We start from the raw sequence: 11,741 nt of genomic DNA on the forward strand, positions 1-11,741 counted from the left end.
GTTATATATTCGCGCGATTTGTTTTAAACCATTACTGGTTGGGGACACTATTCGGCATGTAAAACCGTCGAATTCCAGCCATCCTTTTGGCAGGATACGGAGGAGCGGCAATGACAGCGATGACGCTGCAACCGCATTACCGCACGGTCTGGATTTCGGACGTCCATCTCGGAACGCGTGGATGTCAGGCAGATCTTCTTTTGGATTTCCTCAATGAAGTGACGGCAGATACCTATTATCTGGTCGGCGATATCATTGACGGCTGGCGGCTCAAGAAAAGCTGGTACTGGCCCGAAAGCCACCACGCCGTTATCACGACAATCATGGAAAAGGCCAAGAACGGGGCAAAGGTCATTTTTGTCCCCGGCAACCATGATGAATTCGCCCGCGAGTTTGTCGATATGACCTTTGGACATGTCGAAGTCAAGATGAATGACATTCACGAGACGGCGGATGGCAGAAAGCTTCTGATCATTCACGGCGACGAGTTTGACGGTGTGGTCAAATATGCCAAGTGGCTCGCCTATCTGGGTGATACGGCCTACAACCTCGCGATTGTCCTGAACCGTTATTATAACGGCATCCGTCGCAAACTGGGTTACGGATACTGGTCACTGTCGGCCTATCTTAAGAACCGGGTCAAGAACGCCGTTCAGTTCGTCTGCAATTTTGAAAATGCCGTCGCCCACGAAGCCGCCAAGCGCAAGGTGGACGGTGTTGTATGCGGCCATATCCATCATGCCGAAAAACGCATGATTGGCGATGTCCTTTACTGCAATGACGGCGACTGGGTTGAAAGCTGCACGGCCCTTACCGAAGACCAGAACGGCAAGCTTGAACTGCTGTACTGGGCTGAAATGCGCCAGATGGCGATGACACATTCCCAACCCGGCCGCGATGCTGCCAGTGCCCCATCCCTTGGATTGGGCAAACTGATGTCGCTGTTTCGGGTTGTCGGGGACAATAACCGTGCTGCCAATGCCAGTTCCAAAAAGAACAGCGGCACGCCAATTGGAAAGACCGCATGAGAATTTTGATCGTATCCGATGCCTGGTATCCTCAGGTAAATGGTGTGGTGCGCACCCTTGAAACCGTGCGCAGCGAACTGGGCGAGATGGGACATGATGTGCATATCATCTCGCCTGATCAATTCCGGACGATCCCCTGCCCGACCTATCCTGAAATCCGGTTGGCCCTGTTTGCCAAACGCAAACTGGCCCGGATGATTGATGCCCTGCAACCGGTTGCGATCCATATCGCGACCGAGGGCCCATTGGGTCAGGCGGCACGTGCTTATTGCCTGAAACGCGAACTGCCGTTTTCGTCAGCTTATCACACCCGGTTCCCGGAATATCTGCATGCGCGGACACGTCTGCCGCTTTCGATTTCCTATCGCGGGATGCGGCGGTTCCATAACAAATCACAATCGGTCATGGTGGCCACGGAATCGCTTCGCGAAGAGCTGGCTGATCGCGGCTTTAACAGGCTGAATATCTGGTCGCGGGGTGTTGACCTTAACCTGTTCAAACCACGACCCGATGCAAGTTTCGGGGATTTCCCAAAACCGCACTGGCTGTTTGTCGGTCGGGTGGCGGTTGAAAAGAATATCGGCCATTTCCTTGACCTTGACCTGCCGGGGACAAAATTTGTTGTCGGCGACGGGCCGCAACTGGCGGAACTCAAATCAAAATACCCGAATGCACAGTTTCTTGGGAAAAAGGTTGGCGAAGAACTGGCTGTCTGTTTCGCATCGGCAGACGTTTTTGTCTTCCCAAGCAAAACCGACACTTTCGGCCTTGTTATTCTTGAGGCCCTGGCATCGGGAACCCCGGTTGCGGTATTCCCGGTTCAGGGGCCCGCCGACATCGTGCGCGGGACCAAGGCGGGTGCCATTGATGCCGACCTTCGCAAGGCGGCGATGGCGGCCCTTGAACTTGACGGCAAGGATGCGCGCGCACTCGCAGAACAATATAGCTGGCGCAATTCCGCCAGTCAGTTCCTGCACAATCTGGCACCGTTTTCGGGCGGGTTTGACGGGGCGGCAGCCAAACGTCTTGCCGTTGAAGACATAACCGAAGCAAAAGAACCGGCGATTGTCATGCCGGCGCAATAACTGGCAGCCGTTTACTATCTGGCAAGCTGGGAGCCGTCCTGCGGGGTTTCTTTCCCTCGCAGGCTTCGGCGCAGAGTGCCATATGCCCGCATCGCATTGATCGCATCCGTCCCAAGCCACCGACGGAACGGTTTAAGCGCGATATAAACCGGCCGGATAACCGCCACGATACGGGACAGTGGTTTCATCTGTGGTGCGGTCATGCCGCTGCGGCTCAGATAAGCCTGCCATCCGGAACGCAAAAGATCGGGACGACGTTTAAAACCGCGCTGTATGGAAAACACAAACAGCAGAATGTCGCGCGCCTGTGCGTCGGGCAATGGCATACGTTTATTGGGGTCTTCTTCGAAATCAATAAAACCGATCCTGCCATCATCCCGAATGGTCATGTTGCGCAAAAGAGGGGCGCCATGCGCAAAACCATTGGCATGCAAATCCGCCAATGCAGTTCCGGCCATGGCAATCAGTTCAGCAACACGTGCTTCATCCCCACCCTTGACCGCATCGCTGATTACGGTTTGCAAGATCGCCCCGTTATCGCCAATAGCGATCCAGTTATCGGCGACTTCGAGAAGATCAGGCACCAGAACGCCTGCACGGTTCAGGGCATGAAGGATTTCAGCCTCGCTTGCCAGACCGGCCTTGCCGCCTGGCGACACTGTCGGGCGCAACATCGGTATCCGCGTCAGGGTTGCGACAAAACGCTGCAGGCGGTGCCAGCCCTTTTGCTTTGGCCGGACAGCCTGTTTGATCCAGATACGCCGTCCTTTCCACCGCAATGGAAAAACCCGTGCGCCAACACCTTGGGCAATCGTCTGTTCCACGATATCGTGGAGTTGCTCTGTCATTTTTTTATCTTATATGTCGTTTTTCGTGGCCTGCATTCCTGCAGGCCCTGTCAGTATCAGTTAAGTTACGTTGCTGCGGCTTGCCGCACCTGCCCGGGCATGCTAGCAACAGCCCGGAAAGATCAAGATATCCATGATGCCTCATCCATATAGATAGTGTCGGACTGACACAATCGGAAATGGCGTCGCACGACCGGGAAGAATTCATTGCCAAAGCATTCGCTAGATCACACGACGGAACATTGGAATACGTGGCCAATGATCAGACGCATCGTTCAGGATGCGGTTGCCCCTTATTTCGGCAAGATTGTCCTGGCTCTGATTTGCATGGCGCTTATGGCTGCCGCGACTGGCGGTTATGCCTATCTGATGGATCCGGTGATTAACGAGGTCTTTGTCAAAAAGAACCCGGCGATGCTGGTCCCTGTCGGGGTTGCCGTCCTTGCGGCTTTTGCGCTGAAAGGCTTTGCCAACTATGGGCAGTCGGTTTTGATGAGCTATGTCGGTGGTCGCATCCTTGCCGATATTCAGAACAAGCTTTACGAACATGTCATCCGGCTTGATATCGGGTTCTTCCACAATACCAATACCGGCAAACTGATCACGCGTTTCACCAGCGATATCACCGCGATGCGGGCCGCCGTTTCCGTATCACTGACCGGTTTTGGCAAGGACTTTTTGACCGCCATCGTGCTGATTGGCGTCATGTTCTATCAGGATTGGCAGCTTGCCATCATTGCGTTCACGGTATTTCCCGCCGCCATCCTGCCGATTGCCCGCCTGGGCAAGCGCATGCGCAAGGTTTCTGCCAACACCCAGCAACAGATTGGTGAATTTGCAACCCTCCTTGAACAAACCTTCCAAGGTGTCCGCCATGTCAAAGCTTATGGCATGGAACCCTATGAATGTTCGCGGATGGAAAAGCTTGTTGAAACCGTCTTTGATCTGAGCTTCAAGGCGCAGAAAGTCAGCGCACGTTCTTCCCCTATCATGGAAACACTCGGCGGCGCTGCGATCACGACCATTATTATTTACGGCGGTAGCCGCGTCATTGACGGGGCAAGCGATCCGGGCAGTTTCTTTTCGTTCATCACGGCCCTGTTGCTGGCATATGAGCCGGTCAAGCGCCTTGCCAATATCAATATCAATTTGCAGGCCGGTCTTGCAGCATCGCAGCGCGTGTTTACCGTCCTTGATATCGAACCGGAAATTCGCGATGCCGACGATGCCAAAACGCTTCAGGTCAAGGGTGGCGCCATCCAGTTCAAGGATGTTTCCTTTTCCTATAACAATGAAACGACGGCACTGCGTAACATCAGCCTTGATATAGAGGCCGGTCAGACGATTGCCCTTGTCGGGCCGTCGGGTGCCGGTAAATCGACCATCCTGAACCTGATCCCGCGGTTCTATGATATCAATGCCGGTGCGATCACGATTGATGGTCAGGATATCCGCGATGTAACGCTGGAAAGCCTGCGATCAGCGACCGCACTGGTCAGTCAGGAAATCACGCTGTTTGACGATACGGTTCGATCCAACATCGCCTATGGCCGATTTGGCGCAAGCGATGCCGAAATCGAAGAAGCCGCACGTCATGCAGCAGCCCATGATTTCATCCTGCAACTTGAAAACGGTTATGACACCATTGTCGGCGAACATGGTGTGAAGCTTTCAGGCGGCCAGCGCCAGCGGATCGCGATTGCACGTGCGATGTTGAAAAATGCCCCGATCCTGCTTCTGGACGAGGCAACATCGGCCCTTGATACGGAATCCGAACGCCACATTCAGGGGGCCCTGACCGAATTGATGAAAGGACGGACGACGCTTGTCATCGCGCACCGCCTTTCGACGATTGTCGATGCCGACAAAATTTGCGTCATTCAGAACGGGCATGTTACCGAACAGGGACGCCATGAAGAATTGCTTGCGCTTGGAGGGGCTTACGCCAATCTCTATAATCTGCAATTCTCGGAAGAGAGCGATAACTAGGCCGACAGAAATCGGGATAAACTGGCGTGCAGTTTCATAAGCGGATCATAAAAAGCGATCAGGCGCGCAGCACTTTGTGCTGGCTTGCGGCAACCTATATCCGGTTCATTCGTCTTACCGGTCGCTGGCACACGGAAGGTGGCGATCATCCTGCGCATTTCCTGACCGAAGGAAAACCCTTTATCGTGGCTTTCTGGCATCAGCGGTTGCTGATGATGCCCTATACATGGCGTTCGGTTGCGGGGAACCGACCGTTTAACATGCTGATTTCATCGCATCGCGACGGTGAAATCATTTCCCGCACCATCGGTCATTTCGGAATTGCGACAATTGCCGGGTCAACCGGACAAGGCAAGGGCGGCGCGGCAGCGTTGCGGCGTATTCTCAAGGCCCTCAAGGCAGGCGAAGTCGTCGGCATGACCCCGGATGGACCGCGCGGACCACGCATGCGGATTTCCGATGGCATCGTTCAGGCCGCACGACTGGCCGAAGTCCCGATTTTCCCACTGACCTATTCTGCCTCAAGACGCCGCGTTTTTGGCAGTTGGGACCGGTTTGTTTTGCCGCTTCCATTTTCAAAAGGTGTCTTTAGCTGGGGCGATCCCATCCATATCCCGCGCGATCTGGATGACGACGGATTGGAAGAAAAGCGGCTGGAACTTGAAGCAGCTTTGACCAAGCTGACACAGGAAAGCGATGCCAAGCTTGGCCTTGACGTGATTGAACCTGCCGGACCGGATGAACTTCCCAAACAGAAGCGGTCGGCCGTGGTGGCGGCGGCAGAACAGGAAACGGCCAAATGAGCCTGTTTTACGCCTATCGCGTTGCGACACGGCTTTTGGGTCCGGTACTTGGTCTTTATCTGCAACGGCGCAAAAAACGCGGCAAGGAAGATGCAGGAAGGATCGGCGAACGGTTCGGTCATGCCAGCGCATTGCGCCCGAAGGGAAAGCTGGTCTGGATACACGGGGCCAGCGTTGGCGAATCCCTTTCCGCCCTGCCGGTGATTGATGCCCTTCGCGCGCGTTTTCCCGATGTGTCGATACTTGTCACCACCGGCACCGTCACATCCGCGGCAATGATGTATCAACGCCTTCCGGAAGGTGTGATCCATCAGTTTATTCCGATTGACCGACAGGTCTGCGTTGCGCGTTTCCTGCATCACTGGAAACCTGATGTTGCACTTTGGCTTGAAAGCGATTTCTGGCCCAACATTCTGACAAAGGCCAAAAAGGCGGGGACCAGACTGGCACTTCTGAACGGTCGTATCTCGGCCCGAAGTTTTAAAAGCTATTCCCGGTTCCCTTCCTTCATTACCCCGGTGATCTCGGCCTTTGACCTGATCCTCAGTCAGGGGGCAGAGGAAACCGGGCGTTTCATCGCATTGGGGGGAACCGATGTTCGTGCGGTCGGGAACCTGAAATTCGCAGCCCCCGCCCTGCCGGTTGATAGCGACACGTTGTCCGAACTCAAGACACAGATTGGCAATCGTGCCGTATGGCTTGCCGCAAGTACGTTTGACGGCGAAGAAGCCGCATGCGCGCAGGTTCATAAAAGCCTTGCCAGCAAACATGAAAACCTTCTGACGGTGATCGTTCCCCGCCATTCTGATCGGGCCAACGATATCGAAACCGACCTGATCGCAAAGGGCCTGCGCGTGGCGCGCCGAAGCCTTGGCCATGTGATTACCGATCAGGTTGATGTTTATCTTGGCGACACCATGGGCGAGATGGGGCTTTATTACCGGCTTGCACCGGTATGCCTGATCGGCAAGACCCTTTGCGCATCGGGTGGGCAAAACCCGCTGGAACCAGCAAGGCTTGGCTGTGCGATCCTGCATGGCCCGGATATGAGCAACTTTAACGAAATCAGCCGCGAACTTCTTGCCGCCAGAGCATGCCGTCCGGTTGCCGATATCGATGATCTGGCCCGGCAGGTTGATACCCTTCTGACATATCCGGAAAAGGCCCGGGAACTGGCAAATGCTGCGCTGGAATATGCCAATTCCAAGGCCGAGGTGCTTGATCGGACGATGGATGCAATCGCGCCGCTTTTAATCAGCGAGGCCGCCAATGCGCGCCCCTGATTTCTGGCAAGCGGATGGTTTCTGGGCCAAGGCATTATCGCCCCTGTCACTGCTGTGGCGGGCGGGTGCGGGCATTCGCGCCATGAAAACAACCATGCGTCATCCCGGATGCAAGGTTTTCTGCGTTGGCAATTTTACCATCGGCGGTGCTGGAAAAACCCCGACGGCAATCGCGCTTTATCACACGTTGCACCATATGGGCATCAACGCCAATTTTCTGAGCCGTGGCTATGGCGGGCGTGAAATCGGCCCGCATCGCGTTGATCCGGCGACCGATACGGCCTCCGATGTCGGTGATGAGCCGCTGCTTTTGGCACATACCGCCACAACGTGGGTTTCGCGTGACCGGGGCATGGGGGCCGAAACCGCCCGTAATGCCGGGGCCGATGCGATTATCATGGATGACGGACTGCAAAACCCGTCCGTGATCAAGGATTGCAGCTTTGCCGTTGTCGATAGTGGTTTCGGCATTGGGAATGGTCGCGTGATTCCGGCTGGGCCGATGCGCGAAACACTTGAACAGGGCTTGGCAAAAGTCCACGCCATTATCCTGATTGGCGATGGTAATCCGCCATTTCTGGCAAATCTTCCTGCCTCTGTCCCGGTTCTGAGAGCCCGAGTTGTGCCTTGCAACGGTGTCGAGTTTGACGGTCGCAGGGTCCTTGCATTTGCGGGCATTGCCCGCCCGGCGAAATTCCATGACAGCCTGCGTACCGTTGGTGCCAATATTGTTGCCAGCGTCGATTTCGCGGACCATCATCCGTTTCGCCCGAATGAACTGGCTGACCTGCGCCAAAGGGCCGCAGCCCTGAACGCGGATCTGGTAACAACGGAAAAAGATCTGATGCGCTTGCCTGTCGCGGCGCGCAACGGCATAAGCACACTTGGCATCAAACTGGAATTCGAAGCCCCGGACCAGCTTGAGAAAATCATTAAAGCGGTATTGTCTGATGGCTGAACGCAGCGCCTTTTACAAAGCACGCCAGAAATATGTTTCCCACCCTTTACAGGGGCTTGGCGCCTATTTGCTGTTTGGCTTTTTCAAGGTCATGCCGATTGATCTTGCGTCTGCCATCGGCGGTCGGCTTCTGCGCGCGATTGGCCCGAAACTTGGGCAAAGCAAGAAAGCCCGAAATAATCTCGTCAAGGCTTTTCCAGAAAAGTCAGCCGAAGAAATCGAAGCCATCATTACAGATATGTGGGAGAATCTCGGTCGTAGTGCGGCAGAAATTCCCCATCTTCCAACGCTAGATTGCGGAAGCCCCCGCCTTGAAATCGTCGGTCTGGAAAACGGTATGGCGACAAGGGAAGATAACAAACCCGGCCTGTTCTTTACCGGCCATATGGGGAACTGGGAAGTTTCGACCAAGATTGGCGATGCGCTTGATATGGAAATGATGACCATTTATCGCGCACCGGATAACCCCTGGGTCGATAAACTTTTCAAAAGCGTTCGCAAGGGATTTCGCGGCGAACTGGTGCCAAAGGGCGCCAAAGGTGCACGGAAATTTGCCGCCTTCCTGAAAAAAGGTGGCCACGCAGCCCTATTGGTCGATCAGAAGCTCAATAACGGGATCGCCGTACCTTTCTTTGGCCGCGATGCGATGACGGCCCCGGCACTGGCACAATTTGCCCTGAAATACGATTGTCCGGTCATTCCGGTGAGGGTCGAAAGGTTGAGCGGTGCCAATTTCCGGATGACGTTTTATCCGGCGCTGACAATTATCCCCACCGAAGACCGCGAGGCAGATGTCCTTCGCATCATGACCGAAGTGAACGCCATCATGGAAGGCTGGATCCGTGAACGACCGGCACAATGGCTTTGGCTTCACAAACGCTGGCCGAACTAAGCGGCAATTATCACGCTGGCATTAACCTAATTGGAACGACCTTGCACCAGACTGGTGGGCACCTCACCACCATCTCCGGGGAAGTTTCTTTTTGCTGCGTTTCGTCGTCCCGCTTTTCCTGATCCTTATTGCATCGATGTTTGCGGTCTGGCCGTCCTTTGCGCTTGAGGGCGACATCGGCAAGATCGAAAGCAGTTCAAAAAATGTGCGCATACGGATTGCCGAGCTTGATCAGCAGTTGCGCACACATCTGCAAGAAGCGGTCGAAAAATTCGGCGATCGCCAGATCGAATGCGGTGCCAGCGGCGAGAAGAAATCACTGTCAGATTGCATTGCCGAAGACGACGATAACCTGACGCAAGCCAAACTATCGATTGCACGTGCCAAAGATCGTGACGCGGAAGAAAGCCCGCTTGATGAACTGGCGGCAACCGAAGAACGTTTTGCCATGTTCATCGAACGTCTTAACAAAACCAACGACCTTCTGTCCCGTGCCGGGGCAACAATGTATCGGACCAGCTTCGACATCACGCCGGAAATGGATCAGTTGCGCCGACAGGTTATTGTCTATGTCGAACGCAAACAGGAATATGATCTGCGCCTGAATCAGGCGATGTTGATCGCGGGTGTAACGCTTGTCCTGATCGCTATTTTCGCGATGATCTTTTTTGCCACACGCCGCATTCGGGGAAATTAGGATCAGCATCCTCTGTTGCAGGACAAATTGCGTTGATAATGTGATCAAACCCCGTTACCGACTGGCTCAAGAGCGATCGTCCGAGGAAACTAAGAAACAATGACACAGGCCTATTGGCAGGACATTCTGGTTGCATTGCGCCAGATCATTCGCGCAACCGATCTGCATTCCAAACGCATGATGAAAGCCTGTGGCCTGACCATCCCGCAGGTGATGGTCCTGCGCGCGATTGACGAATTGCAGAACGTTACGGTGCGCCGCATTTCCAATCATGTGTCCCTTAGCCAGGCAACGGTCACAACAATCCTGAACCGCCTTGAACAGCGCGGGCTGGCAGAACGTCGTCGCAGCACCACGGACAAGCGCGTGGTCAATACGGTTCTGACAGAGGCAGGTCAGAATGTTCTGAAAGCAGCCCCCACAATGCTTCACGAAGAATTCATATCCCAATTCGAAGCCCTGCCCGATTGGGAAAAAACGCAGCTTCTGTCATCCATGCAGCGGGTCGCGACAATGATGAATGCGGAAAAGATTGATGCGGCCCCGTTGCTAGACGTCCGCCCTGCCGACGAAATTCCGCGTTAGGGCCGGTTCAAACCCGATTACAGATCGGCAATCACCACTTGATGGCCATTGCGTCGGGCATCACCCACCGCATTGAATTTCTTCCCATCGCGACTGACCTTGGCGGCGTGAACACCGCCAAAGAACATATCCTCGGTATCCCAGCGTTGCTGGTCTTCAAGGCTAAGACCGTCCAGAAGCGCACCGTCAAACCCTGGCTCGACAGACAGAAGACTGTCTTCGACATGAAGCCGCGGTGCCGCCACCGCCCCATGCAGGGTCATGTCATAGGCATCGATATTCAGCATTACCTGCAACATGGTCGAACGAATGCGGTTTGACCCGCCAGAGCCCAGTGCAATCGCATCACCATTGCCCGCCAGATACAGGGCCGGGGTCATCATCGACGTCATCCGCACACCGCACGGCCAGTGATGGAACCCGTCGGGTGACAGATCGGCTTCGCCCAGCATGTTATTGAGCATGATACCAGTCCCCGGCACCATGCGCCCGGAACAGGACCCGTTTGAAATCGTCGCCGCGGCAAGATTGCCATCGCCATCAACCACGGAAATATGGGTCGTGCCATTCTGGCTAAGCGGGCGGTCGCCAATCATAGACCGGTAGGATTCGCAAAATTCGTCGGCAAGGATTGTCGGGCTTGCGCCATGTTCGCTACGTGCCAGCCCGGTGGCATGAAGAATGCGCGAAATGGCTTCAAGATGACGGGCCGATCCAAATGCCCCGAGTTCTATTTCGCGCGCAAGCTTAAGGCCGAAACCAACCAGAACCCCGCCCGACGCCGGTGGCGGGTTTAAAACAAACCGCCCGTTGCGCCCGGCAATCAATAGCGGATCACGGACCAGAACGCGGCATGCCGCCAAATCCGCCCCTGTCAGATAGCCGCCATATTCCCGGCATTCGGTCACCAGCGCATGACCAAGATCGCCGTGATAAAAGCCATCGGCCCCGGTCCGCAGCAGATATTCGATGCTATCGGCCATATCAGCCTGACGAAGAATGGAACCCTCGTCTGGCAATTCAAATCCGTCTTCGGCCTGATGCCCCGGCGCACCGAAAACGGCCCGGCTATCTTTGGAAAATGCCATAAGCGGGGTTACGATCCCCATGACATACCGTTGAAACGCATCCAGCTTGATCCCGTCGCGCGCAGCCGTAATTGCCGGTTCGGCCAGCATCGCCATCGGCAGGGATCCAATATCGTCATGCAGCTTGAAAATACCGGCAACCACGCCCGGTGTTGCAACCGAACCATATCCGCCGTGAAATTCCTGAGTGACACCCCCGGCAAATGTCGCAAACCGGCTTTCAAACTCAAGTTCTTCGCGCGGGCGTTTGGCAAGCGGGGTTTCGACAAAGAAATCATAAAGCCGGGGTGGTTTTCCCGCCGGACGGGCCATGACAAAACCACCACCGCCCAATGACGCCAGAACCGGTTCGGCCACACAGGCCGCCCACATGGCCGCAGTTACCGCATCAAAGGCATTGCCGCCCGCCTCAAGCACATCGGCAGCCGCGCGTGCGGTGACATCATGTCCTGCGGCGACGGCTCCGTGCTTTTTCATGGCAGATA

Annotated in this window: 11 protein-coding genes; 9 read left to right on the top strand and 2 right to left on the bottom strand. The window is 55.1% G+C overall.

Translation table 11 applies throughout. The features are described 5' to 3' along the window. The first annotated feature begins 110 nt into the window (after nt 1–110). Nucleotides 111–1,028: a UDP-2,3-diacylglucosamine diphosphatase gene (locus BC440_RS01210; protein WP_063093284.1), complete on the top strand. Its 918-nt coding sequence runs from the start codon at nt 111–113 to the stop codon at nt 1,026–1,028. Then, the gene (locus BC440_RS01215) at nt 1,025–2,113 is read left to right on the top strand and encodes a glycosyltransferase family 1 protein (RefSeq protein WP_071239447.1); all 1,089 of its coding nucleotides are present in this window, start codon (nt 1,025–1,027) and stop codon (nt 2,111–2,113) included. The genes BC440_RS01210 and BC440_RS01215 overlap by 4 nt, the downstream gene beginning before the upstream one ends. Before the next feature lie 14 nt (nt 2,114–2,127). Here BC440_RS01215 and BC440_RS01220 read toward each other — a convergent pair whose 3' ends face one another. Beyond that, nucleotides 2,128–2,961, bottom strand: a complete 834-nt coding sequence (locus tag BC440_RS01220) for a hypothetical protein (protein ID WP_071239448.1) — start codon at nt 2,959–2,961, stop codon at nt 2,128–2,130. A 258-nt stretch (nt 2,962–3,219) separates the two neighbouring features. Here BC440_RS01220 and BC440_RS01225 point away from each other — a divergent pair, with 258 nt between their 5' ends. The 7 genes from BC440_RS01225 to BC440_RS01255 all read left to right on the top strand — a co-directional run bounded on the left by BC440_RS01225 (nt 3,220) and on the right by BC440_RS01255 (nt 10,168). Continuing rightward, complete coding sequence (locus tag BC440_RS01225; protein ID WP_063093282.1) at nt 3,220–4,950, top strand: ABC transporter transmembrane domain-containing protein; 1,731 nt, start codon at nt 3,220–3,222, stop codon at nt 4,948–4,950. 26 nt (nt 4,951–4,976) lie between these two features. Beyond that, a complete protein-coding gene (locus tag BC440_RS01230; RefSeq protein WP_071239449.1) occupies nt 4,977–5,753 on the top strand; it encodes a lysophospholipid acyltransferase family protein in 777 nt (258 codons plus the stop codon). Further along, nucleotides 5,750–7,036: a 3-deoxy-D-manno-octulosonic acid transferase gene (locus BC440_RS01235; RefSeq protein WP_071239450.1), complete on the top strand. Its 1,287-nt coding sequence runs from the start codon at nt 5,750–5,752 to the stop codon at nt 7,034–7,036. Before BC440_RS01230 ends, BC440_RS01235 begins: the two co-directional genes overlap by 4 nt. Continuing rightward, nucleotides 7,023–7,994 carry a tetraacyldisaccharide 4'-kinase gene (gene lpxK, locus BC440_RS01240; RefSeq protein ID WP_071239451.1) on the top strand — a complete coding sequence of 324 codons (972 nt, stop codon included), beginning with the start codon at nt 7,023–7,025 and terminating at the stop codon, nt 7,992–7,994. The genes BC440_RS01235 and lpxK overlap by 14 nt, the downstream gene beginning before the upstream one ends. Beyond that, nucleotides 7,987–8,886 carry a lauroyl acyltransferase gene (locus tag BC440_RS01245; protein WP_063093278.1) on the top strand — a complete coding sequence of 300 codons (900 nt, stop codon included), beginning with the start codon at nt 7,987–7,989 and terminating at the stop codon, nt 8,884–8,886. The genes lpxK and BC440_RS01245 overlap by 8 nt, the downstream gene beginning before the upstream one ends. Nucleotides 8,887–8,977: 91 nt before the next feature. Next, nucleotides 8,978–9,583, top strand: coding sequence for a hypothetical protein (locus tag BC440_RS01250; RefSeq protein ID WP_037991048.1), 606 nt, complete (start codon nt 8,978–8,980; stop codon nt 9,581–9,583). A gap of 99 nt (nt 9,584–9,682) precedes the next feature. Further along, a complete protein-coding gene (locus tag BC440_RS01255) occupies nt 9,683–10,168 on the top strand; it encodes a MarR family transcriptional regulator (RefSeq protein WP_063093276.1) in 486 nt (161 codons plus the stop codon). A gap of 17 nt (nt 10,169–10,185) precedes the next feature. On the opposite strand, the gene BC440_RS01260 is transcribed toward BC440_RS01255, so the two are convergent. Next, on the bottom strand, nt 10,186–11,733 hold the full coding sequence (locus BC440_RS01260) for a gamma-glutamyltransferase (RefSeq protein ID WP_071239452.1): 1,548 nt from the start codon (nt 11,731–11,733) through the stop codon (nt 10,186–10,188). Nucleotides 11,734–11,741 lie beyond the last annotated feature (8 nt).

The sequence above is a fragment of the Thalassospira sp. MIT1004 genome, from assembly GCF_001858545.1.
GTDB lineage: Bacteria > Pseudomonadota > Alphaproteobacteria > Rhodospirillales > Thalassospiraceae > Thalassospira > Thalassospira xiamenensis.

Coding starts and splice junctions, on each gene's coding strand:
- BC440_RS01210 (WP_063093284.1), top strand. CDS start 111: ATGACAGCGATGACGCTGCAACCGCATTACCGCACGGTCTGGATTTCG.
- BC440_RS01215 (WP_071239447.1), top strand. CDS start 1,025: ATGAGAATTTTGATCGTATCCGATGCCTGGTATCCTCAGGTAAATGGT.
- BC440_RS01220 (WP_071239448.1), bottom strand. CDS start 2,961: ATGACAGAGCAACTCCACGATATCGTGGAACAGACGATTGCCCAAGGT.
- BC440_RS01225 (WP_063093282.1), top strand. CDS start 3,220: ATGATCAGACGCATCGTTCAGGATGCGGTTGCCCCTTATTTCGGCAAG.
- BC440_RS01235 (WP_071239450.1), top strand. CDS start 5,750: ATGAGCCTGTTTTACGCCTATCGCGTTGCGACACGGCTTTTGGGTCCG.
- lpxK (WP_071239451.1), top strand. CDS start 7,023: ATGCGCGCCCCTGATTTCTGGCAAGCGGATGGTTTCTGGGCCAAGGCA.
- BC440_RS01245 (WP_063093278.1), top strand. CDS start 7,987: ATGGCTGAACGCAGCGCCTTTTACAAAGCACGCCAGAAATATGTTTCC.
- BC440_RS01255 (WP_063093276.1), top strand. CDS start 9,683: ATGACACAGGCCTATTGGCAGGACATTCTGGTTGCATTGCGCCAGATC.
- BC440_RS01260 (WP_071239452.1), bottom strand. CDS start 11,733: ATGAAAAAGCACGGAGCCGTCGCCGCAGGACATGATGTCACCGCACGC.